This window comes from Variovorax sp. RCC_210 (assembly GCF_041355175.1).
Classification (GTDB): Bacteria; Pseudomonadota; Gammaproteobacteria; order Burkholderiales; family Burkholderiaceae_C; genus Variovorax.
This window is the reverse complement of the sequence record NZ_JBFUPJ010000023.1, coordinates 16,665-37,780: the sequence shown is the minus strand read 5'-3', so window position 1 is coordinate 37,780 and position 21,116 is coordinate 16,665. Positions and strand designations below refer to the sequence as shown.

Below are 21,116 nucleotides of genomic sequence, written 5' to 3'. Positions count from 1 at the left end.
TCATGGCACTTTTGTTCGGCGCATTGGCAGACGACCTGACGGGCGGCATGGAGCTCGCCGCCATGCTGGTGGCACACGGCGTGCGCTGCGGTTTCGTCACGCGGCCAGAGGGCGTGGCGTCGCTGCCCGACAACCTGCACGCAGTGGTCGTCGCACAGAAGACGCGCGTGATCCCGGCCGCCGATGCGGTCGCGGCTTTCGAGCGCGGCGCGAAGGCGCTGCAGGCGCGTGGTGCGAGGCAGCTCTTCTTCAAGTACTGCGCGACCTTCGATTCGACCGACGCCGGCAACATCGGCCCCTGCGCCGATGTGCTGCGCGCGATGACCGGCGCGCGGCTGACGGCCTTCTGCCCTTCCTTCCCGGAAGCCGGGCGGCGCGTGTTCCAGGGCCACTTGTTCGCGGACCACATGCTGATCTCGGAGTCGCCCAAGCGCTTCGATCCGCTCACGCCCATGCTGGACCCCAACCTCGTGCGCGTGTTGCAGCGGCAGACGAAGACGCCGGTCGGGCTGATCGCGCAGCAGGTGGTGCACGCGGGGCCGACGGCGCTGCGCGCCCATGCGCGCGCGCTGGAAGACGCGGGCATCGGCTTCGCCATTGCCGACGCGGCCGAACCGGCCGACCTCGCGGCGCTCGCGGCGCTCACCTGGGACTGGCCGTTGATGACCGGCAACTCGTCGATCGGCGCCTACTACCCTGCCCTGTGGCGACAGAACGGATGGCTGCCACCGGAAGCCGATGCGGATGCCGGCGTGCTGCCCGCCATAGACGGTGCTGGCGTAGTGCTGGCCGGCAGTTGCGCCGACCGCTCCATCGAACAGCTGAAGGCCTTCGAACGCGAGCGACCGGTGCGCTGGGTCGACGTGGAGCAGGCGCTGGACGGCGTCGATGTGGTGGGCGACGCGCTCGCCTGGGCGCTGCGCGAACTGCCGCGCGGGCCGGTCGCCATCGCCACGTCGGCGCAGGCCTCGGTCATCGAGCGCATCCAGGCGCGCATCGGCAAGCACGAGGCGGCGGCGTTCGCGGAAAAGATCCTCGGCCAGCTCGCGCGCCGGCTGCGCGACGCGGGCGTGGCGCGCTTCGTGATTTCCGGCGGCGAGACCTCGGGCTCGGTGCTGGAGCACCTGGGCATCGACCGGCTGCAGGTCGGCGCTTATGTGGCCCCGGGCATTTCGCGCGGCGTGGCGATCGACGGCGTGGGTCCGCTCGCGTTGTGCCTCAAGAGCGGAAAGCTCGGCCCCGTGGACATGCTGTTGCCGATGCTGGACAGCATGCGCGACGCGTGACCCTCCCTCTCACCTGCACAGGACGCCCATGACGACCATCCCCCGCCCCACTCTTCCCACTCTTCCCACTCTTCCCACGGAACACCAGCTTCGCGAAGCCCTCGCCAGCGCCTACCAACGCCTCGCGCGGCTCGGGCTGAACAACGGCAGCGCCGGCAACATCAGCTGCCGTTTCGGCGAGGACGTGCTGATCAGCCCCACGGGCGCGGACGGCGACAGCATCAGCCCCGAGGCTTTCGTCCACATCGCCATGGGGGGCGAAGCCCGGGGCTCCGGCGTGCCCTCCAGCGAATGGTCGATGCACACCGCCATCTACCGCGCCTACCCGCAGGCCCAGGCCGTGGTGCACACGCACTCCGACGCCTGCGTGGCGCTGTCGTGCCAGCGCAAGCCGATTCCGGCCTTTCACTACATGCTCGCGGGCTTCGGCGGCGACGACGTGCGCTGCGCCGAGTACGCGACTTTCGGCACCGACGCGCTGGCGCAGTCGGCGGTCGATGCCCTCGAGGGCCGCAACGCCTGCCTGCTGGCGAACCATGGAATGATCTGCCACGCGCCTGCATTGGACAAGGCCGTGGCCAATGCGGCGAAGCTGGAGACGCTGGCCAGGCAGTATTGGATGAGCGCGCAGCTCGGCGCACCCGTGATCCTGAGCACCGAAGAGATGGCGGTGGTGCGGGAGCGGTATCGCGGATACGGCAAGTCGCGCCTGAGCACCGGTCGCTGAGATTCGACGTTGGCGGTCTGAGGGCCGCCCGGTATGCGGCGCGAACCAGGTCAATTCAAGGCAACGCCGCAATCAACGCCGCACGCACATCCTTCTTCAACACCTTGCCCACCTTCGAACGCGGCAGGTCCAGCCACACCTCGACCTGCTTGGGCGCCTTCACGCTGCCGATGCGCGCCTTCACGAAGGCCTTGATGTCTTCCACGTCGACCTGCCGCCCGGCGTGCAACTGCAGCACGGCCACCACGCGCTCGCCCCACTTCTCGTCGGGCAGGCCGACCACGGCGCTGTCCTGGATGTCGGGGTGCTGCAGCAGGGCCTGCTCGACCTCGGCGGAGTACACGTTGAAGCCGCCCGAGATGATCATGTCCTTCGCGCGGTCGACGATGTACAGGAAGCCGTCGGCGTCGAGGTAGCCGATGTCGCCGGTGTGGTGCCAGCCGTGGCGCGAGGCCTCTTCGGTGGCGCGCGCGTCCTTGTAGTAGCCCAGCATCACGAGCGAGCCGCGCACCACGATCTCGCCGCTCTCGCCCGTGGGCAGCAGCGCGCCTTCCGTGTTCATCACGCCCACCTGCACGAGCGGACCGGGGCGCCCCGCGGAAGAAAGGCGGTTCAGCGCGACGGAGCCGTCGTGGTTGAAGTGCTCGCGCGGCGACATCATCGAGATCATCATCGGCGCTTCGGTCTGGCCGAAGAGCTGCGCCATGACGGGGCCGATCTTCTGCAGCGCCTCTTCGAGCCGCGCGGCCGACATGGGCGCGGCGCCGTACCAGAAGCATTGCAGCGACTGGAGCCTGGTGGACGCCAGCTGCGGGTGCTGCAGCAGCATGTAGATGAGCGTGGGCGGCAAGAAGGTGTGGGTGATGCCGTGTTGCTCGATGAGCCCGAGAAACTCGCCCAGGTCGGGCCTGGGCATGATCACCACGCGCCCGCCCAGCGCCATCACCGGCAGGCACAGCACGCCGGCCGCGTGCGTGAGCGGCGCGAGCGCGAGGTAGGCGGGCCGGCCCTCGAAGGGGTAGCCCATCAAGGTCAGCGCCGACATGGCCTCCAGGTTGCGGCCCGACAGCATCACGCCCTTGGGCTGTCCGGTGGTGCCACCGGTGCCGGCGATCATCGCGACGTCGTCGACCACGGGAACGTCGATGGGCGCGTCGCTCGCGCCGTCGAGCCACTGCTCGAGCGACGGGGCGTACGGCATCTCGCGGTTTAGGCACACCAGCGTCGTCAGCTTGGGCAGGTCGGCGCGCATCTGCTCGACCAGCGGCGCGTAGTTGCTGTGGAACACGAGGCAGCTGCAATCGAAGGCGTCGAGCACGTAGCGGTTCTCGGCGGCCTCGTTGCGCGGGTTGATCGGGCACCACACGGCCGCGGCACGCGAGAGCCCGAAGACGCAGGCGAACGCGACGGGGTCGTTGCCCGACAGCACCGCCACCTTGCTGCCCGGCCCCACGCCGCTGCGCTGCAAGGCGCGGGCCACGCGGTGGCTGAGCCGCTGCACGTCGCCGTACGACAGCTGTGTGTCCCCCATGCCCAGGCAGGGCGCGTGGGCGCCCAGCTGGGCACCCTTGTCGAGGTAGTCGACGAGGCGCATGGCCGTCAACCCAGCCGCGTGAGCACGGGCTCCTGCACCAGCCCGAAGCCGCGCAGCGCACCCAGGAGCTCGTGGTGCCCGAAGGCCTGGCAACCCGAGGCGAAGCCGGCGCGCCGCGGTGCCTGCTGCAGCAGCGATGCCGCCGCGTAGGCCTGCAGCAGGCCGGTCTGTTTGTAGTTGCAGTTGCCGAAGATCACGCAGTGCACGCGGCCCAGCGGACCCGAGGCATGCACCGAATCGACCGACTTGTTGATGCGCGGGTTCTCGCGCGGGGGCATGGTGTTCATCACGCCCGAGGCGGTCTGCGACAGCGCGGCATAGCGGTCTTCCTCGTTCATGCCTTCGGTGGCCTTGAGCGCGGCCGCCACGATCTGCGGCACGCCCTGCATCAGCGCCTTGTTGAACACGCCGCCGAGCACCTTCACGTTGGCCACGCGCGGATCGCGCTTGAACCACACGGGGTGCGAGGTGCCGCCCCATGGCAGCGCCAGCGCCGCCTCGTGCTGGCCCGGAATGGCCAGGTGGTACAGGCCCGCGTCGGGTTGCCATTCGACGTACTCGTTCTGCTCGAGGTAATAGGCCTTCGAGGTGGCGGCATTGACGAGGATGGTCTGCGTGGACGCGATGGTCGGGCTGCCGCCCCAGAACACGGCGATGTCCAGCGTGTCGAGGCCCGGCGTTTCCAGGCACAGCTGCGCGGCGATTTCGCCGGTGGTGTACATGTGCGCCAGGCCGGGCGAAAGCAGCAGGCCCGCCTTGGCAAACCTGTCGCCCCATTCGCGCTCCAGCGTGATGAGCCAGTCTTGCTCGCCGGTGGTGTCGGTGTAGTGGCAGCCTGCCGCCAGGCTCGCTTCGACGACCTCGGGGCCGAACTTGGCGAACGGCCCCACGGTGTTCAGCACCACCGAGGCGCCGGTGAAGAGCTCGGTGAGCGCGCCCACCGAATGCTTCACCTCCACCACCTCGTAGTTCGCGGTCTCGATGCCGGGCACGTTCGATTGCATGGCCGCGTCCACCTTCTGCGCGCTGCGGCCCGCGGCGATGAACGGAATGTTGTACTCGCGCAGGTACTCGCAGACCAGGCGGCCGGTGTAGCCGGAGGCGCCGTAGACGACGACGGGCTTCTTCTTGCCCGTGTTCTTGTTGGTGCTGGTGCTCATGCTGTGTCTCCTTGGTGTTCTTCGTTCACATGCCCATGCCGCCGTCCACCGCGAGGCCCGCGCCGGTAATGAACCGGGCCGCGTCGCTGCAGAGGAAGACCACCACGTCGGCCATGTCGCCGACCTCGCCCAGGCGCCCGAGCGGCGTCTGGCCGATCACATCGCCCACCGCGGCCTCCACGCTGGGCGCGAGGCCCGCGGCGACGATGTCGCTCGCCAGCTTCATGCCCATGTCGGTGGGCACCAGGCCGGGGTAGATGCAGTTGACGCGCACGCCGTAGCCCAGCTTGCCCGACTCCATGGCCGCCACGCGCGTCGCGCGGTCGACCGCCGACTTGGTGGCCGAATAGCCCGCGATGGCCGGAAAGGCGATGGTCGCCGCGACCGATGCGATGTTGACCACCGCCCCGCCGCCGCCCGCGCTGCCGCCGGGGCGCATCGCGCGAAACGCGTGCTTCATGCCCAGCAGCGTGCCGGCCACGTTCACGTCGAGCATGCGGCGCAGGTCGTCGCCGTCGACGTCGATCACCAGCGAAGTGATCTCGATACCCGCGTTGTTCACCAGGATGTCGAAGCCGCCCAGCTCCTTCACCGTGGTCTCGGTGGCGGAGGCCCAGTCGGCGTCCTTCGTGACGTCGAGCGGCACGAAGCCCACCTTGGCACCTGAAGCAGAGAGCCTCGATGCGGTTTCGCGCCCCAGGTCGGCGAGCACGTCGCCGATCATCACGGAGGCACCGGCGGCCGCCAGCGCCTCGGCAATGCTCGCGCCAATGCCGCGCGCACCGCCCGTCACGAGCGCGTTGCGCCCTTTCAAGTCGAACTTGGCCATCACTTGTCTCCTGTCTGAATAGTTGTGAGATGGAGCGGCCATGCTAGAAATCGACTTTACGAGTGTCAAGTTTTTATTTGACGACTGCCCAAATTCTTAAATCACCATCCGTGGCACGCCTGATGCGGGTTCTCCCGCTTGCGTGCTATGGTTTGAACCAACGAAGAACACACAGCCGGCGTGCACGCGGCAGGCTTTCCATGACGACACATCAACGGGTCAAGAAACACACTGAACGAGTGCCCAAGGCACGCGTGGACAAGTTCTCGGAGCGCCGCGCCGAGCTCGGCGAGGCCGCGCTCACCACGCTGGCCGCGCTCGGCTATGCACGCACCAGCCTGCGGGAGATCGCGCAGAACTCCGAGTTCTCGCACGGCGTGCTGCACTACTACTTCAGCGACAAGGTCGACCTGATCATCTGCAGCGTCAAGCAGTACAAGGCGCGCTGCGTCACGCGCTACGACCACGCGGTGGAAACCGCTGCCACGTACGACGAGCTGATGGACGGTTTCCTGCAGAGCCTGGGCGACACGCTGCGCGACGAAGGCCACGTGCATCGCCTGTGGTATGACCTGCGTTCGCAGGCGCTGTTCGAAGAAGCTTTTCGCGCCGACGTGGTGCAGATCGACAAGAGCCTGGAAGACATGATCTGGCGCATCATGAGCCGCTTCGCGGAGCTGTCGGGCGAGTCCGGCGGCATGCCGCCCTCGGCCACGTATGCGCTGTTCGACGGCCTCTTCCAGCAAGCGTTGCTCAAGCACCTGTCGGGCGATGCGAAGGCCATCGAGACGCTGCAAGCCGATGTGCGCCAGGCCATCTCTCGCCTGTTCGCCGCGCCCGCCAAAGCATCGGCCAATGCACCGGCCAAGACAGCTGCCACCGCCCTAGCCGGCCGCAAGCGCATCGCCTGATGCGCGCCGCCGCGGGCGCTAAGCCTTCGGCGCTTTCGGCGGCTTGGGTTCCTTCTCCTTGGGCTTCTTCGCCGGCACGACCACGCGTGCGCCGGCCCACTGCCCGCTCTCGCACAGCTCGCGCATCACATCGCCGATGAGCGCGCACACCGCACGCTTGGCGTTCGTGGTCGGCAGGTGCACCGACACGCACAGCCCCAGCGTGCGGAACATCGACGGCGAATCGATGCGGTGCGCGGCCAGCCGGCCTTCCTGCACTTCGCGCTGCGCGAGCCCGAAGGGCATGATGGTCGGCCCCAGCCCCGCTTCCACCGCCGCCTTCAGCGTATAGACCGAGTTGATTTCCGCGGCCACCTGCGCCGCCGGGTGCCCGGCCTGTTCCAGCACCGCATCGACCAGCCAGCGCGTGCAGTGCCCGTGCGCGTTCGCGGGCCACACCAGCGGCCGCGCGGTGGCCTGCGCGATGCTCACGTCACCGGGCGGCAGCGCATGCGCGCTCTGCGGAGATTCGAGCAGCACGAAGTCTTCTTCCACCAGCGGCGTGAACAAGATGTCTTCCGCGGGCATGGTCGGCGAGAACACCGCCACGTCGACACGCCCGCGCAGCAGCTGGTCGGCCATGTTGCCGGTGAGCTCCTCGTTCAGGTGCAGCACCACGTCGGGGTAGCGCCGTGCCGCGGCGCGCATCAGCGGCAGCGCCATCATGGGCGACACGCTTTGCGGCAGCGCCGCCACCACGGAGCCGACCACCGCGTCGGACGCCACGTGCACCGCGGCCTTGGCATCGCTCACCTGCTTGGTAATGCCCTGCGCGTATTCGTAGAACACCTTGCCGGCCTCGGTCATCGCCACGCCATTGCGGCTGCGCAGCAGCAGCTGGGTGCCGAGCTCGGACTCGAGCTCGGCCATCTGCTTGCTCAAGGCCGACTGCGCGATGAAGAGCTGTTGCGCGGCGCGCGACAGGCTGCCGCAGTCCACGATGGCGACGAAATACTTGAACTGGCGCAGTTCCATCCAAAGGTCTCCGGCCGCGCGCTGCAAGGGCTGCAGCGGCGGGCCGGTCATTCTAGGTCGCGGTATGCAGGCCTTCGGTTCGGACAAGTCCTCAGTTCACGCAGTCGAAGCTGGCTGCGTCGTGCGTGTCGCCCGTACCCTTGTAGCGCGGGTAGGCCGGGTACTTGCACATCGGCCTGGAGAGCGCCGTGACCCCGCTCGCGGCATCGACCTTGCGCTGCACCAGCTTCTGCGCCGACGCGGGCACGCCCTGCTCCACCCACGTCGACATCGCCTTCAGCAGGTCGACCTTGTCGGCGCCCGGCCCGCCGTAGCAATGGCCCACGCCCGGCGCAAGAAAGAGCTCGACCGTGTCGTCGGCCTTCTGCTGGCCCAGCGTGCTCACCACGCGGTCGTAGTAGCGCGACGTGTCGCGCGCGCTCACCGAGGTGTCGTTGGTGCCGTTCCACAGGATCAGCTTGGCGCCGCGCGCGTGCAGCTTGCCCAGGTCGGGGTCGGCCGCGCTGAACAGGCCGCCGATGACGCCCATGCGCGCGATCCACTGGTCGGGGTTCCACGCGAGCGTGTCGAAGGCCGCGTCCTGCGTGATGAACGAGCGCACGAAGCCGTCCGAGAACATGCCCTGGATGGAGTTGCCGCCCAGCGCCGCCTGCGGCCAGATGTAAGAGCCCCAGCCCTCGGCCGTGTTCTCCAGCCCGAAGTTGTAGCCCGGGTGCGACCACGCATTGTCCGACGTGGCCACGGCCGAGGTGATGGTATTCACCGTGCCGATCTGCGCGTCCGACAGGCAGCTGTCGCCCGTGTCCGCGCCGCCCGCACAACGCAGCGGCGCGGGGTCGTAGCTGCAGGCCGCGGGCCTGGAGACGATGCCGTCGGCCACGCCGTCGAGCGCATCGCACTGCGCGAGCACCGCGTTGGCGAGCAGCGTCTGCTTGGCGGCGTTGAGCGTGTTGGCCGGCGTGCGCACCCGCTTCGAGATGCGGTTGAACTGCATGAACAGGCCCATGATGTTGCCTGCCGGCGCGCGCGCCACGATGCCGTCGAAGTCGTCGGGAAAGCGCTGCGCCTGCATCAGCGCGTCGTGCCCGCCCATGGAGCAGCCTTCGAAGTAGCTGCGCGCGGGGCCGCTGCCGAAGAAGGCGGCGATCACCTCCTTGCCCGGCGGCAGCGCGCGGTGCTCCGACTGCTGCGTGAAGTCGAGCAGCTTCGCCGGATCGGCCGCGAAGCCCGCGGCGAAATAGCCCGCGTCGGCCGGCCCGCCGTAGTCGTAGCCGCCGTTGGTGCCGATGGTGGCGTAGCGCTCGGAGAAGATCGATTCGCTGAACTGCGGGTCGGTGGCCTTGGGCAGTTGCCCGTCGAAGCCGCCACCGCCGATGAAGGCCAGCTTGCCGTTCCAGCCCTCCGTGGGCAGCCGCGCCTCGAAGCGCAGGCTGGAGCCCTTGAAGCTCGCGGTGACGACGCAGTACGCGGGCTGCGGCCCGGTCGCGGCCACCACCTTGGCATCGTCGACGAGCACCGCGCCGGCGCCGAAGGCCTCGCCCTTGAGCGTGGGGCACTTGTCGGTGAGCGACATGGCGGGCGGCGGGGGTGCGGCAGGGGGAGGAGTGGCGGGCGCGGGTGCCGGAGGAAGCAGCGGCAGGAAGCCGCTCGCGCTGCTGCCACCACCGCCGCACCCCGCGGCCAACGCGGCCACGGCCACCGAAACTGAAACCAGCGCGCGGCGTGCGACCGTTGGCGCGAGCGTGGGTGCGAGCGTGGGTGCGAGCGTGGGCATGTTCGAGCTCTTCATCGTCGTGTCTCCAGTGTTGTTGTGCGGAAAGCGAAGAGCCGTTCAAGCCCCGGCGGGCCCGACCACCTTGCCGGGGTTGAAGATGTCATGCGGGTCCAGCGCCTGCTTGATGGCGCGCATCAACGCCACGGTGTGCTCGCCGTGCTCTTCCACCAGGTACTTCATCTTGTGCAGCCCCACGCCGTGCTCGCCTGTGGAAGTGCCGCCGTGTCGCAGCGCGCGCTGCACCAGCCGGTGGCTGAAGGCCTCGGCCGCTTCGTTTTCCTCGACGCTGTTCGGGTCCACCAGCACCAGGCAATGGAAGTTGCCGTCGCCCACATGGCCGAACACGGGGGCGAGCAGGCCGTGCGCATCGATGTCGGCCTGCGTTTCGTCGATGCACTGCGCCAGCGCCGACAGCGGCACGCATGCGTCCGTCGTCAGGCTGCGGCTGCCCGCCTTCAGCTGCAGGCAGGCGAAGTAGGCGTGGTGGCGCGGTGTCCACAGGCGCGAGCGCTCTTCCTGCCGAATGGCCCACTGGAAGGCGCCGCCGCCGTGGTTGGCCACGATCTCGCGCACCACGTCGGCCTGCTCGTCGATCTGCGCCTGGCTCGCGCCGAACTCCAGGAACAGCGTGGGGTTCTCGCTGAGCGAGGTGCGGCTGTGCGCGTTCACGGCGCGGATCGTCAGCGCGTCCAGCATCTCGGCGCGCGCCAGCGGCACGCCCATCTGGATCGCCTCGGTCACGCAGTCGACCGCCGCGCGCACCGACGGAAAGTGCACCACCGCCGCCGCGTAGGCCTCGGGGTGCGGATGCAACCGCACGGTGGCCTCGGTGATCAGGCCCAGCGTGCCTTCGCTGCCGCAATACAGCTGCGTGAGGTTGTAGCCCGCCGAGCTCTTGCGCGCCTGCGAGGCGGTGCGCACCACGTCGCCGTTGGCCGTGACCACCGTGAGGCTCACGAGGTTGTCGCGCATGGTGCCGTAGCGAACGGTGTTGGTGCCCGAGGCGGCCGTGGCGACCATGCCGCCGATGGACGCGTCGGCCCCGGGGTCGACCGAGAAGAAGAATCCGGTCTCCAGCAGCGCCGCGTTCAGCTGCCCGCGCGTGACGCCGGCCTCCACCGTGGCCGTGAGGTCGCCGGGGCGAATGGCCAGCACCTTGTTCATCTGCGAGAAGTCGACGCACACGCCGCCCTGCACCGCCAGCAGGTGGCCTTCCACCGACGAGCCCACGCCGAAGCCGATGACCGGCACGCGCTCCCGCGCGCAGGCCCGCACCACGAAGGCCACCTCGTCGGTGCCGTGCACGAACACCACCGCGTCGGGCGGCTGCGGCAGGTAGGCCGACTCGTCGGTGCCGTGCTGCAGCAGCACGGCCTGGCTGGTGGAACAGCGCTCGGCGAACCTGCGCTGCAGCAGCGCGAGCAGTTCGGGCGACGGGGATCGCCGGGCGACGGCGGGCGCGTTCGAACGCGCAGGGGTACTCACGACCGCATCCATGGGGTTCTTCTTTCAGGAAACGAAAACGGGGAGAAAGCGCCGCGGGCGAACGACGCGGCGCGGGGAAACGAATCAGCGCTTCGAAGCGATGCGCTCCGGCTTCACCAGCAGCACCAACACGGCGCCGACCACCAGGATGGCCGCGAGCATGTGCAGCCCGGCATCGGTGCTCTGCGTGGCGTCCTTGATCAGGCCGATGAGAAACGGCGCGCTGAAGCCCGAGAGGTTGCCGAAGGAATTGATGAGCGCGATGCCCGCCGCCGCAGCCGCGCCGCCCAGGAAGGCCGTGGGCATGCCCCAGAAGATCGGCAGCGTCGACATGATGCCCATGGTGGCCAGCGTGAGCCCGGCCATCGCGAGCGTCGCGTTGCCGTGGAAGGCCACGCTCAGCACCAGCCCGACCGCGCCGACGATGGCGGCCAGCGCGCTGTGCCAGCGGTACTCCAGCCGGCGGTCGGCGCTGCGCGCCATGAGGTACATGGCCACCACGCCGAAGCTCCACGGAATGGCGCTGAGCAACCCGATGTCGAGCGCGCCCTTCACGCCGATGGCCTTGATGATGCTCGGCAGCCAGAACGAGATGCCGTACAGCCCCGAGGTGTAGGCGAAGTACACCAGCGCCAGCAGCCACACGCGGCCGTTGCTCAGCACGCTGAGGATGCGGGGTGCGGCCTTGCCCGCGTCTTCGGCGGCGATGTCGCGCGCGATGAGCTCGCGCTCGGCGGGGGTAAGCCACTGCGCGTCCTTCACGCGGTCGTCCAGGTAGCGCCACACCACCAGGCCCAGCGCCACGGTCGGCAGGCCCTGCAGCAGGAAGAGCCACTGCCAGCCGGCCCAGCCGTTCACGCCGCCCATGCCCTGCAGGATCCAGCCCGAGATCGGCCCGCCCAGGATGCCCGCGAACGGAATGGCCGCGAGGAACAGCGAGGTCGCCTTGCCGCGCCGCGCGGCCGGGTACCAGTAGGTGAGGTACAGGATGATGCCGGGGAAGAAGCCCGCCTCGGCCGCGCCCAGCAGGAAGCGAATGACGTAGAACGACACCGGCGAGCTCACGAACATGGTGGCCGCCGAGAGCAGGCCCCAGGTGATCATGATGCGGGCGATCCAGCGGCGCGCGCCCACGCGGTGCAGCACCACGTTGCTGGGCACCTCGAACAGGAAGTAGCCGATGAAGAAGATGCCCGCGCCCAGGCCGTACACCGCCTCGCTGAACTGCAGGTCGCCCTGCATTTGGAGCTTGGCGAAGCCGACGTTCACGCGGTCGAGGTAGGCCACGATGTAGCACAGGAACAGCAGCGGAATCAGCCGCCAGCCGACCTTGCGGTACACGGCGTCGGACGTGCTTTCGAGGCGGCCCTTGTAGGGCTGCGCGCCGGCAGCGGTGGTGGTGGAGCTCATGAGGGGGCGTCTCGCTTTCTGTGGATCTTGTGGGTCTTGCGGGTGTTGTCGGTGCCACGATGGTCGTGGCGCCCCCCGCATCGCCGCAGCGGGTTTACGCGCAAGATTCATATGGATTAAAGATCGGTGCATCTCCGAACGAGATTGCCCCGTGCGATCATTTCGCGGCACCCCTCAACCTGAGCACGCGAGCGTGCGAACACGTGAACACGTGAACACGCGAGCACCCGAGCGACATGACCCACTTCAACACCGCCTACCGGCAGGCCTTGCTCGCCGGCCGCCTCACGCTGGGCCTGATGACGCCCATGGCCCGCGCCAACGGCGCGATGGCCGAGCCAGCGCTCGAGCTGCAATTTGCGAGGCACGCCGATGCGCTCGGCTTCGCCGCGCTGTGGACGCGCGACGTGCCGGTGATGGTGCCGCAGGGCGAAGAAATCTCGGTGCTCGACGAGCCCTTCGTCTGGCTCGCGACGCTGGCCGGCGCCACCGCGCGCATCGCGCTGGGCACGGCCGCCTCGGTGCTGCCGCTGCGCCATCCGCTGCACGTGGCCAAGGCCGCGTTGTCGTTGAACCGGTTGTCGGGCGGGCGCCTCGTGCTGGGCCTGGGCTCGGGCGACCGCGAGGCGGAATTCGCCATCTTCCAGCAGGACATCGCGCTGCGCGGCGACGTGTTCCGCGAGCGCTGGAACCTGGTGCGCTCGGCGCTGTCGCCCGAGGTTGAAGACCGCGCCGCCCTGCGCGAGGCCACCGGCGGCTACGACCTGATGGCGCCGCCCGCGGAGCGCATCGGCATGCTGGTGGTGGGCTCTGCGCGCCAGTCGCTGCAATGGACCGCCGCGCATGCCGACGGCTGGGCCACCTACCACCGCGACGAGGCGCGCCAGCAGGGCCGCATCGGCCTGTGGCAGACCGCGCTGCGCGAGCGCAACGCGGGCGAGGCCAAGCCGTTCGTGCAGTCGCTGCAGCTCGACCTGCTCGATGACGCCGATGCGCCGGCCGAACCCATCGAGCTGGGCCTGCGCACGGGCCGGCACGCGCTCGTCGGCTACCTCGACCGCATGGAAGACGCGGGCGTGGCCCACGTGCTGCTGAACCTGGTGCGCGGCCCGCGCCCGGCGATGGAAGTGGTCGACGAACTGGGGCGCGAGGTGCTGCCGCGGCTGCAAGGCCATGCGCGCACGCCGCGGGCCCAAGCCGGGCAGAATCCGGCGCTTGGCAAGACCTGACCCTCATCAAGGACGACACATGACCGATCTCTCGAGCTTCCCCATCACGAAGAAATGGCCCGCGCAGCACCCCGAGCGGCTGCAGCTGTACTCGCTGCCCACGCCCAACGGCGTGAAGGTGTCGATCATGCTGGAGGAAACCGGCCTGCCCTACGAGGTGCACCTGGTGAGCTTCGAGAAACAGGACCAGATGTCGCCCGAGTTCCTGTCGCTCAACCCGAACAACAAGATCCCGGCCATCCTCGACCCGAACGGGCCCGACGGCAAGCCGCTGCCGCTGTTCGAGTCGGGCGCCATCCTGGTGTACCTGGCGTCGAAGACCGGCAAGTTCATTCCGCAGGACACCGCCGGGCGCTACGAGGCGCTGCAGTGGGTGATGTTCCAGATGGGCGGCGTCGGCCCGATGTTCGGCCAGCTCGGCTTCTTCAACAAGTTCGCCGGCAAGGAGTACGAGGACAAGCGCCCGCGCGACCGCTACGTGGCCGAGTCGAAGCGCCTGCTGGGCGTGCTCGACAAGCACCTGCAGGGCCGCAAGTGGATCCTGGGCAACGACTACAGCATCGCCGACATCGCCACCTTCCCGTGGATCCGCAACCTGGTCGGCTTCTACGAAGCGGGCGACCTGGTGGGCTTCAAGGACTTCGAGAACGTCGCGCGCGTGCTCGAAGCCTTCGTGGCGCGCCCCGCCGTGGCACGGGGGCTGAACATTCCCGCGCGCGGCTGAACGACGGGGCCCCTCATCCTGGCGGTCGGTCTGTGGATCGATGGGCCGGTCAGTTGCTCGCTGACAGGTCCATCAGCATGCGGGAGAGCAGGTAGAGGCGCGGCACCACGCTCTCTACCTCCGCGTATTCCTCCGGCGTGTGGATGCCGCCGCCCACGATGCCGAAGCCGTCGAGCACCGGCACGCCCACGCCCGCCACCAGGCTCGCGTCGGCCGCGCCGCCGCTGCTCTCGATGGTGAGCTTCTTGCCGATTTCCGCGTAGATCCCCTCGGCCATCTTCACCAGCTTTTCGGACGACGGCAGGCGCGGCATCGGCGGCAGCCCGCGGCTCAGGCGCACGCGCACCTCGGTCTCGGGAATGAGCTTGTTCTGCGCGATGCGCACCATGTCTTTCTCGACGCGGTCGAACTCCTCGGGCGTGGCCACGCGCACGTCGGCCTTGGCGCTGGCCGTGGCGGGAATCACGTTGGTCGGGCCGTTGGCCGTGAGCACGGTGAAGTTGACCGTGGTCTTCTTCGCGGCGTCCGCCGTCCTCGACAGCTGCAGCACCTGGTGCGCCACTTCCATCGCCGCGTTGCGGCCGGCCTCGGGCGCCACGCCCGCATGCGCGGCCGTGCCCTTCACCTCGAGCAGCGCGGTGGCCGAGCCCTTGCGCTCCACCACCAGCCCGTCGGCCGGGCGGCCCGGCTCCAGGTTGAGCGCCACGTCGTGCTGCTTGGCGATGCGCTCGATGAGCGCGCTGGTGCCGACCGAGCCGGTCTCCTCGTTGGTGTCGAGCAGGAAGGTGATCTGGCCGTAGTCCTTGAAACCGATCTGCTGCAGGATCTTCAGCGCGTACAGGCCGGCCACGACGCCGCCCTTGTCGTCCATGACGCCGGGGCCGTAGGCGCGGCCGTCCTTGATGTAGAAGGGCTTGGCCGCGGCCGTGCCGTCCTTGAACACGGTGTCCATGTGCGCGAGGATCAGGATCTTCTTCTTGCCCTGGCCCGTGAGCGTGGCGACCACGTTGGTGCCCGGGTGCGGCTCGGCCGGAAAGGTCTCGATGCGCGCCCCCAGCTTGCGCAGTTCTTCCACCGCGATCTCGCGCACCTTGTCGAGCCCTTCGATGGTGGTGGAGCCGGAGTCGATGTTGACCATGCGCTCCAGCAGCTTCAGCGCCTCGTCCTTGCTTTGCGTGGCCGCGTCGAGCGCGCCCTGGTGCGGCTTCTGCGCCATGGCCTGGCCGGCCAGCAGCGCGCAGGCGAGCACGGCGCCGTGGCAGGCGGTGCGCGCCCAGCGGCTGACGCTCGAAGTGGAGGTGACGGAATGGGAGCGCGTGCGAGTCTTCATGTTGTGCGTTGGGTTGTGCGTTTGGGTTCGGGAGAGCAGCCCTGAGCAGTCCGAAGCAGTCCGAAGCAGTTCGACTGAGGGGGCCGCGGCAGGCTATCACCCGCGTCGCGAACGGGTCAAGCCGCTGACTACACTAACAACGTTAGCCTTACTTCCCACGAAAGAAACCGGACCCCCGATGCGAATCCAGCGCGACCAGATCATTGCCACGGCCTTGGTGCTGCTCGAAGAAAACGGCCTCGACGGCCTCACGATGCGCGCGCTGGCGCAGGCGCTGCAGGTGCAGGCGCCCTCGCTGTACTGGCACTTTCCGAACAAGAAGGCGCTGATCGACGGCATGGCCGACGCGCTGGTCGAGGGCGTGGCGCGCGAGCCGGTCGACGGCCTGCCGTGGCAGGACGCGATTCGCCTCGTGGGCGAGCAGCTGCGCCAGGGCCTGCTCGCGCACCGCGACGGCGCCCGCGTGTATGCCGGCACCTACGTGACCTCGGAGAACACCCTGCGCATGGGCGAGGCGATGGTCGGTCCGCTGCTGCGCGCGGGCGCCAGCCACGAGCTCGCGGCCTGGGGTTCGTTCAGCATGATGTATTACGTGCTCGGCTTCGTCATGGAAGAGCAGGCGCTGGGCCCCGACCAGCACGTGGACCTGGCCGGGAACCAGGCGGACCTGCTGGCCATGTCGAAGGAACGGTTCCCTTCGGTGTTCGCATGCGCGGGCACGCTGTTCGACACCGACCTGGAAGAGCGCTTTGCGCTGGGCCTCGACATCTTCATCGCCGGGCTGGCGAGCAGGATCGATGCGCCGAAAAAGAAGAAGCGATGAGCGAGCGTGCTCAGTCGAGCCCGGTCTTCCCCGGCGCCCAGTAGGCCTTGGCCAGAATGCGCCGGGCCTCCACGCCCTGCGCCTTCAGCGCGCGGCTCACCTGGCGGATCGACGAGGCCTTGCCGGTCAGCACGTAGCGCGTGCCGGACGACAGGGGCGACGACATCGCGGCCTGCAATTCGGGCAGCAGCTCGGCCAGGTGCGAATCGTCGGTGCGGCGCTCCATCAGCGCCAGCGGCCGGACGCCCAGCGCGTCGAGCACGTTGCGAGATTCCGCGATGGCACCTACTTCGAACACGGCCCGCACATCGTCGCGCGAACCCAGCGATGCCACGAGCCCGAAGGAGGTCTCGTCGCCGAAGAACACGACCGGCCCCGCCTGCTGCACCAGCGGCGCCAGGTCGAGCGAGCGGCGCGGGCCGAACACCTGGCGCTCGTCGCCCGGGCTCGCATGGCGCACCCAGTCGCTGCCCGGCCCCTCGCCGTGCGCGAAGGCCACGATGCGGGTCACGCCGCGCGCGGCGTCCCAGCGCATGGGCGTGTACGTGCGCGTCATGAAGCCGCCGTCGAGCTTGATCTGCACCTTTTGCCCGGGCGACCAGCGGTCGCCCTCGAAGGTCACGCCCTCGAGGTCGATGAGCCGGAACCGCGGCGACAGCGTGGTGGCCGCGATGACACGTGCGGGCCGCAGGAACAGCCGCGTGAGCGTGCGTTCGACAAGCCCCGGCTGGAGCGCGTCTGGCGGCGATTCGGACCCGATGTTGGAAGAAGGCATGAGCAACTCTTTGGACGGCTTGAAAAGAAAAACGCGAGTCAACCTGACAGCGTTAGTTTGGCATCGGATATTAATCTAACAACGTTAGTTTTCGGGCTGATCCACGACCCGGGCATGGGCATCGAAGGCGCCACGCAGACCTTCGCCTAGTTAACAATCGGTGATACACTCCAATAAGAATAGTTCTTATTCACTCCTCCCGAGGCCATCGACACCCGCCATTCATTGCGCGCGGGCGTAAGACCTCGGGGTCCATCGTCGATGCTTGCGAGAAGGCGGCCGGATGCGCGACCTCGTTCAGGAACTGGTAGCTCACTATGCGGACCTGCGCCGGCAGCTGACCCGCGACCTGCGCGACCCGCACTACGCGGCCGACATCGCGCAGTCCAGCTTCGAGCGCGTGTACACCGCGGCGCTCAAGGCCCGCGGCGGCACGCGCGACGATGCCCCGACCGACAGCGCCGAGGCGGCGGCCGGCGGCACCATCGAATCGCCTCGCGCCCTGCTCTTTCGCGTGGCGCGCAACCTGTGCATCGACGACGCGCGCCGCCGCAAGGTGGCCCAGGAATGGGCCGGCGCGCACGACGGCATCGGCACCCACCAGACCGCGCAGTCCAGCGAGTACGTGGTGGCCCAGCAGCGTGTGCTGGCGCGCGTGGTCGAGACCATGGAAAAGCTGCCGCCGCGCCGTCGCGAGGTGTTCCTGCTGTTTCGCGCCTACGGGCACACGCGCGCCGAGATCGCGCAGCGGCTCGGCATCACCGAGATGGCCGTGGCCAAGCACCTGCTGCGCGCCACCATCGACTGCTCGCGGGTGTTCGCGGAACTGCGCGCCGAACTGATCGAGCCGCAGGTGGTGTCCAGCCGCACCGGCTTCGAAACGGCGCTGGCCGAAGACTTCTCGTGAACGGCATGGCCATGGGCGCGCCGCGCGAACGGCTGGTCGAACGCGCGCTCGCGCTGATCGTCGAAGGCGAGATGGCCCCCGGCGACGCCGCGGGCCAGGCCCGCACGGCGCTCAACCAATGGCGCGGCAAGTCGGCCGAGCACGCGGCCGCCGTGCAGGAAGCACGGCAGCGGTGGGATGCGCTTGGTGGCATGGCAAACGACCTGCGCGCGCATTTCGACGCGCCAGATGGCGCGCTGATGGCGCAGGCCGCCGCCTCGGCCTCCTCCGCAACGTCGGCGCACCGCCAGCAGCGGCGCAAGATGCTGTTTTCCATCGCGGGCCTGCTGGGCACTGGCCTGCTCGCGGGGCGCGGTGTGCAGTGGTATTGGCAGCAGCCGGTGTTCCGCTCGGCCTACGAAACCCGCACCGCGCAGATGCTGAAAGTGACGCTGGCCGACAGCCGCGGCGCGCTGCCGGGCAGCCAGCTCGACCTGGCCCCGCTCAGCGCGATCGACGTGGCGCTCTACCGCCAGCGCCGCGTCGTGAACATGGCACGTGGCGAGGTGCGTTTCGAAGTCTCGCGCGATGCGGACCGGCCGTTCGAGGTTCGCACGCGCGGTGCCACCATCGAAGTGGTCGGCACCGCGTTCACCGTGCGCGACCGCGGCGGCCCGATCACCGTGGGCGTGGAGCATGGCCACGTGCGTGTGCGGCTGGCGCCGCGCCCCGGGTCGCAGGGCACCGAGGCGGAGGTGATCGACCTGCGCAAGGGCGACCTGCTCGAGATCCAGGGCGGCCACGCCACCCCCGTGCGCCAGACCGACACCGCGGCGCTCTCCGCGTGGCGCAGCGGCTGGCTGGTGTTCGAGAACACACCGCTGGGCGACGCGCTGGCGGCCGTCAACAGCTACCGCGCGCAGCCCATCCTCACCACCAACACACGCATCGACGCCATGCGCCTGTCGGGGCGTTTTCGCACCAACGATTCCGACGGCCTCGTGGCCGTGCTGCCGACCATCCTGCCGCTGTCCGCGGTGTCGCGCCCCGACGGCAGCGTGGCCTTGCAGATGCGCTGACGGCGCAAGGTGGCTCGCGGAGAAACCTCAGCCTCCGCCGCAGGAACCGCGCGGACCGCGCAGATCGCCCGGCTCACCCGCCGGGTGCCCCGACCTCACCAGCCCCCACTCGGTCAGCGCGATGTCCAGCGCGCGCGCGTGCCGCGCGTCTGCGCCCAGCCACTGCGCGAGCCGCTCGGCGTTGTCCAGCGTGGGATCGGCGTGCAGCGCGGCGAAGAGCGACGCCGCGCTGGCCAGGCAGGCGTCGGGCACCAGGGCTTGCAAGGCCGGCGCGGCCCGCCTCATTCGAGCCCACCGGTGGGCGGGTGAAAGTGCCTGCGGCGGTTGACGACCAGCGCGGCGCCGGCCAACGCCCACAGCCGCAGCGCACGCTCGAAAGCCTGCGGATGCGCGGACGCTTCATGCAGCCAGTGCGTCAGCTTCAACGCGGCCGTGCGGCATGGGTTCTCTCTGAATTCCATGTAGAGCCGCCAGGCGGTCTCCTCGGCGGAGGGCGCCTGCGGATGGTTTTGCGGGGCCACGGCTACTCCAGGCGCTGTGTTGATTCGGGAAAATCCCCGCGCGGGCGCCGTGCGCCAGCGGATGCGCCTGTGCGGCGCTCAAGAAAAGAGACGAACCACCGCGCGGAATGTTCAACCGACGATGTTCGCCTGCCGCCACCCGCCGCCCAGCGCGCGATAGAGCGACACCCGCGCCTGCAGCCGCGCCAGGCGCAGCTGCACCGCCAGGTCCTGCGCCGCGTAGAGGGTGCGTTGCGCGTCGAGCAACACCAGCAGCGTCTCGGCGCCCGCGCGGTAGCGGGCCTCCGACAGGGCCGCGGCGCGATGGGCCTCGGCCAGCTCATCGGCTTGCGCCATGGCCTGCGCATCGACGAAGGACATGCCCTCCAGCGCGGTCTGTGCATCCGCGAAGGCGCCGATGACCGCCGCGCGGTAGGCCGCCAGCAGTTCCTCGCGCCGCGCCTCGGCCAGGCGCTGTCCGCCCGCCAGGCGGCCGCCGTCGAAGATCGGTGCGCTGAGCCCCGTGGCCAGGCTGTACACCGGGTTGTCGAAGAGCCGCCTCAAGCGGCTCGGACCGGTGCCCACGCCGGCGCTCAACGACACGGCGGGCAACAGGGCGGCGCGCGCTGCCAGCACGCTGGCATCGGCCGCGGCCAGCTGCGCTTCCGCGCCGGCGATGTCCGGGCGACGCACCAGCAAGGCCGACGGCGTGCCCGCGACGATGACCGGCACGTGCAACGCGTCGAGCCGCGGCCCACGCAATTCGAAGGCCGGTGCCGCGGTGCCGAGCAGCACGGCCAGCGCGGTCCCTGCGCCTGCGGCCTGCTGCTGCAACGCCGCGAGCGTGCGCTGCTGCGCGGCAACCAGGCCGCGCTGTTGCGCCAGGTCCAGCGGCAACGCTGCGCCGGCGCGGCTGCGCGACACCACCAGTGCCAGCACGCGGCGTGCGTTGTCGAGGTTGCGCGCGGCAATGTCGGTGCGCTCGCGCAGCGCCAGTGCCAGCAGCCAGGTGGCCGCGACATCGGCCGTCACGCTGAGCCGCAGTGCGTCGCGCTCGAAAGCGCTGGCACGCAGGCCCTGCAGTGCCTCGTCGCGCAGGGCGGCGTCGCGCCCCCACAGGTCGATTTCGTAGCGCGCGGCGAAGCCCGCCGCATGGGTGGTGCCATCGACCACCGCATGGCCGCCGAGGCGGCCTTCGCGCGAAACACCGAGGCTGGCCGTGACCTCGGGCTGAAGCGCGGCGCCGGCAATGAGCACCCGCGCACCGGCCTGCCGCTCCCGCGCTTCGGCACCCGCCAGCGCATTGCTTTGCGACTGCGCGCGCGCCACCAGCGCATCGAGTTCCGTGCTGCCGAAGCTGCGCCACCAGTCGGCCTCCACCGGTGCGACCTCCAGCGCGGCATCCGAGGGCACCGCGCGCCACGCCGAAGGCGCCTCCACCGCACGGGGCGCGCCTTCGCCACGCAACGCGCAACCGGCAGACAGCGCCGCGCACAGCAGCGCCGCCCATCCGCCGGCACGCCCGAGGTGCCGAAGGTGCCGACGGTGCCAAAGGTGCTGAAGAAGGCGCATGCGCGGCA

Annotated in this window: 20 protein-coding genes; 8 read left to right on the top strand and 12 right to left on the bottom strand. The window is 69.5% G+C overall.

Translation table 11 applies throughout. The features are described from left to right. Positions 1–2: 2 nt before the first annotated feature. Entirely contained in the window at positions 3–1,286 is a 1,284-nt protein-coding gene (otnK, locus tag AB6807_RS37235) for a 3-oxo-tetronate kinase (RefSeq protein WP_371088524.1), read from the top strand. A gap of 28 nt (positions 1,287–1,314) precedes the next feature. After that, complete coding sequence (locus AB6807_RS37230; protein ID WP_371088523.1) at positions 1,315–2,013, top strand: class II aldolase/adducin family protein; 699 nt, start codon at positions 1,315–1,317, stop codon at positions 2,011–2,013. Between the two features lie 55 nt (positions 2,014–2,068). Here AB6807_RS37230 and AB6807_RS37225 read toward each other — a convergent pair whose 3' ends face one another. From AB6807_RS37225 to AB6807_RS37215, 3 genes are read right to left on the bottom strand one after another with little or no spacing between them, the layout of a single operon-like run. Further along, complete coding sequence (locus tag AB6807_RS37225; RefSeq protein WP_371088522.1) at positions 2,069–3,607, bottom strand: AMP-binding protein; 1,539 nt, start codon at positions 3,605–3,607, stop codon at positions 2,069–2,071. A gap of 5 nt (positions 3,608–3,612) precedes the next feature. Then, positions 3,613–4,767, bottom strand: a complete 1,155-nt coding sequence (locus AB6807_RS37220; RefSeq protein WP_371088521.1) for a DUF5938 domain-containing protein — start codon at positions 4,765–4,767, stop codon at positions 3,613–3,615. A 25-nt stretch (positions 4,768–4,792) separates the two neighbouring features. Next, positions 4,793–5,596 (bottom strand): SDR family NAD(P)-dependent oxidoreductase, encoded by an 804-nt coding sequence (locus AB6807_RS37215; RefSeq protein WP_371088520.1) that lies wholly within the window; start codon positions 5,594–5,596, stop codon positions 4,793–4,795. A 239-nt stretch (positions 5,597–5,835) separates the two neighbouring features. Here AB6807_RS37215 and AB6807_RS37210 point away from each other — a divergent pair, with 239 nt between their 5' ends. Beyond that, positions 5,836–6,507 carry a TetR/AcrR family transcriptional regulator gene (locus AB6807_RS37210; protein WP_371088519.1) on the top strand — a complete coding sequence of 224 codons (672 nt, stop codon included), beginning with the start codon at positions 5,836–5,838 and terminating at the stop codon, positions 6,505–6,507. Between the two features lie 18 nt (positions 6,508–6,525). On the opposite strand, the gene AB6807_RS37205 is transcribed toward AB6807_RS37210, so the two are convergent. The 4 genes from AB6807_RS37205 to AB6807_RS37190 form a co-directional block, all read right to left on the bottom strand. Then, positions 6,526–7,572 (bottom strand): LysR substrate-binding domain-containing protein, encoded by a 1,047-nt coding sequence (locus tag AB6807_RS37205; RefSeq protein ID WP_286547684.1) that lies wholly within the window; start codon positions 7,570–7,572, stop codon positions 6,526–6,528. Positions 7,573–7,612: 40 nt separating this feature from the next. Further along, positions 7,613–9,310 carry a tannase/feruloyl esterase family alpha/beta hydrolase gene (locus AB6807_RS37200; protein ID WP_371088518.1) on the bottom strand — a complete coding sequence of 566 codons (1,698 nt, stop codon included), beginning with the start codon at positions 9,308–9,310 and terminating at the stop codon, positions 7,613–7,615. Between the two features lie 42 nt (positions 9,311–9,352). Further along, positions 9,353–10,792 carry an FAD-binding oxidoreductase gene (locus tag AB6807_RS37195; protein WP_371088517.1) on the bottom strand — a complete coding sequence of 480 codons (1,440 nt, stop codon included), beginning with the start codon at positions 10,790–10,792 and terminating at the stop codon, positions 9,353–9,355. Positions 10,793–10,864: 72 nt separating this feature from the next. Then, positions 10,865–12,190: an MFS transporter gene (locus AB6807_RS37190; RefSeq protein ID WP_371088516.1), complete on the bottom strand. Its 1,326-nt coding sequence runs from the start codon at positions 12,188–12,190 to the stop codon at positions 10,865–10,867. 236 nt (positions 12,191–12,426) lie between these two features. Here AB6807_RS37190 and AB6807_RS37185 point away from each other — a divergent pair, with 236 nt between their 5' ends. Both AB6807_RS37185 and AB6807_RS37180 read left to right on the top strand, forming a co-directional pair. Further along, entirely contained in the window at positions 12,427–13,419 is a 993-nt protein-coding gene (locus AB6807_RS37185; RefSeq protein WP_371088515.1) for a TIGR03571 family LLM class oxidoreductase, read from the top strand. Between the two features lie 19 nt (positions 13,420–13,438). Beyond that, positions 13,439–14,143, top strand: coding sequence for a glutathione S-transferase N-terminal domain-containing protein (locus tag AB6807_RS37180; RefSeq protein WP_371088514.1), 705 nt, complete (start codon positions 13,439–13,441; stop codon positions 14,141–14,143). Positions 14,144–14,192: 49 nt separating this feature from the next. On the opposite strand, the gene AB6807_RS37175 is transcribed toward AB6807_RS37180, so the two are convergent. Continuing rightward, positions 14,193–15,473 (bottom strand): glutamate carboxypeptidase, encoded by a 1,281-nt coding sequence (locus tag AB6807_RS37175; protein WP_371088513.1) that lies wholly within the window; start codon positions 15,471–15,473, stop codon positions 14,193–14,195. Between the two features lie 178 nt (positions 15,474–15,651). On the opposite strand from AB6807_RS37175, the gene AB6807_RS37170 reads away from it, so the two are divergent. Continuing rightward, on the top strand, positions 15,652–16,296 hold the full coding sequence (locus tag AB6807_RS37170; RefSeq protein ID WP_371088512.1) for a TetR/AcrR family transcriptional regulator C-terminal domain-containing protein: 645 nt from the start codon (positions 15,652–15,654) through the stop codon (positions 16,294–16,296). Between the two features lie 10 nt (positions 16,297–16,306). On the opposite strand, the gene AB6807_RS37165 is transcribed toward AB6807_RS37170, so the two are convergent. After that, entirely contained in the window at positions 16,307–17,071 is a 765-nt protein-coding gene (locus AB6807_RS37165) for a siderophore-interacting protein (RefSeq protein WP_371088511.1), read from the bottom strand. 283 nt (positions 17,072–17,354) lie between these two features. Here AB6807_RS37165 and AB6807_RS37160 point away from each other — a divergent pair, with 283 nt between their 5' ends. Continuing rightward, positions 17,355–17,978, top strand: a complete 624-nt coding sequence (locus AB6807_RS37160; protein WP_371088510.1) for an RNA polymerase sigma factor — start codon at positions 17,355–17,357, stop codon at positions 17,976–17,978. Positions 17,979–17,983: 5 nt separating this feature from the next. After that, the gene (locus AB6807_RS37155) at positions 17,984–19,036 is read left to right on the top strand and encodes a FecR family protein (RefSeq protein WP_371088563.1); all 1,053 of its coding nucleotides are present in this window, start codon (positions 17,984–17,986) and stop codon (positions 19,034–19,036) included. A 27-nt stretch (positions 19,037–19,063) separates the two neighbouring features. On the opposite strand, the gene AB6807_RS37150 is transcribed toward AB6807_RS37155, so the two are convergent. The 3 genes from AB6807_RS37150 to AB6807_RS37140 all read right to left on the bottom strand — a co-directional run bounded on the left by AB6807_RS37150 (position 19,064) and on the right by AB6807_RS37140 (position 21,108). After that, complete coding sequence (locus AB6807_RS37150; protein WP_371088509.1) at positions 19,064–19,300, bottom strand: hypothetical protein; 237 nt, start codon at positions 19,298–19,300, stop codon at positions 19,064–19,066. A gap of 17 nt (positions 19,301–19,317) precedes the next feature. Next, on the bottom strand, positions 19,318–19,557 hold the full coding sequence (locus tag AB6807_RS37145; protein ID WP_371088508.1) for a hypothetical protein: 240 nt from the start codon (positions 19,555–19,557) through the stop codon (positions 19,318–19,320). A gap of 111 nt (positions 19,558–19,668) precedes the next feature. Then, positions 19,669–21,108 carry an efflux transporter outer membrane subunit gene (locus AB6807_RS37140; protein ID WP_371088507.1) on the bottom strand — a complete coding sequence of 480 codons (1,440 nt, stop codon included), beginning with the start codon at positions 21,106–21,108 and terminating at the stop codon, positions 19,669–19,671. Positions 21,109–21,116: the final 8 nt, after the last annotated feature.

What these genes read in the sequence shown, in the direction of transcription:
- AB6807_RS37225 (WP_371088522.1), bottom strand. Translation starts at nt 3,607, where the DNA reads ATGCGCCTCGTCGACTACCTCGACAAGGGTGCCCAGCTGGGCGCCCAC.
- otnK (WP_371088524.1), top strand. Translation starts at nt 3, where the DNA reads ATGGCACTTTTGTTCGGCGCATTGGCAGACGACCTGACGGGCGGCATG.
- AB6807_RS37160 (WP_371088510.1), top strand. Translation starts at nt 17,355, where the DNA reads ATGCGCGACCTCGTTCAGGAACTGGTAGCTCACTATGCGGACCTGCGC.
- AB6807_RS37140 (WP_371088507.1), bottom strand. Translation starts at nt 21,108, where the DNA reads ATGCGCCTTCTTCAGCACCTTTGGCACCGTCGGCACCTTCGGCACCTC.
- AB6807_RS37165 (WP_371088511.1), bottom strand. Translation starts at nt 17,071, where the DNA reads ATGCCTTCTTCCAACATCGGGTCCGAATCGCCGCCAGACGCGCTCCAG.
- AB6807_RS37200 (WP_371088518.1), bottom strand. Translation starts at nt 9,310, where the DNA reads ATGAAGAGCTCGAACATGCCCACGCTCGCACCCACGCTCGCACCCACG.
- AB6807_RS37180 (WP_371088514.1), top strand. Translation starts at nt 13,439, where the DNA reads ATGACCGATCTCTCGAGCTTCCCCATCACGAAGAAATGGCCCGCGCAG.
- AB6807_RS37185 (WP_371088515.1), top strand. Translation starts at nt 12,427, where the DNA reads ATGACCCACTTCAACACCGCCTACCGGCAGGCCTTGCTCGCCGGCCGC.
- AB6807_RS37230 (WP_371088523.1), top strand. Translation starts at nt 1,315, where the DNA reads ATGACGACCATCCCCCGCCCCACTCTTCCCACTCTTCCCACTCTTCCC.
- AB6807_RS37220 (WP_371088521.1), bottom strand. Translation starts at nt 4,767, where the DNA reads ATGAGCACCAGCACCAACAAGAACACGGGCAAGAAGAAGCCCGTCGTC.
- AB6807_RS37170 (WP_371088512.1), top strand. Translation starts at nt 15,652, where the DNA reads ATGCGAATCCAGCGCGACCAGATCATTGCCACGGCCTTGGTGCTGCTC.
- AB6807_RS37190 (WP_371088516.1), bottom strand. Translation starts at nt 12,190, where the DNA reads ATGAGCTCCACCACCACCGCTGCCGGCGCGCAGCCCTACAAGGGCCGC.
- AB6807_RS37155 (WP_371088563.1), top strand. Translation starts at nt 17,984, where the DNA reads ATGGCCATGGGCGCGCCGCGCGAACGGCTGGTCGAACGCGCGCTCGCG.
- AB6807_RS37175 (WP_371088513.1), bottom strand. Translation starts at nt 15,473, where the DNA reads ATGAAGACTCGCACGCGCTCCCATTCCGTCACCTCCACTTCGAGCGTC.
- AB6807_RS37215 (WP_371088520.1), bottom strand. Translation starts at nt 5,596, where the DNA reads ATGGCCAAGTTCGACTTGAAAGGGCGCAACGCGCTCGTGACGGGCGGT.
- AB6807_RS37195 (WP_371088517.1), bottom strand. Translation starts at nt 10,792, where the DNA reads ATGGATGCGGTCGTGAGTACCCCTGCGCGTTCGAACGCGCCCGCCGTC.
- AB6807_RS37205 (WP_286547684.1), bottom strand. Translation starts at nt 7,572, where the DNA reads ATGACCGGCCCGCCGCTGCAGCCCTTGCAGCGCGCGGCCGGAGACCTT.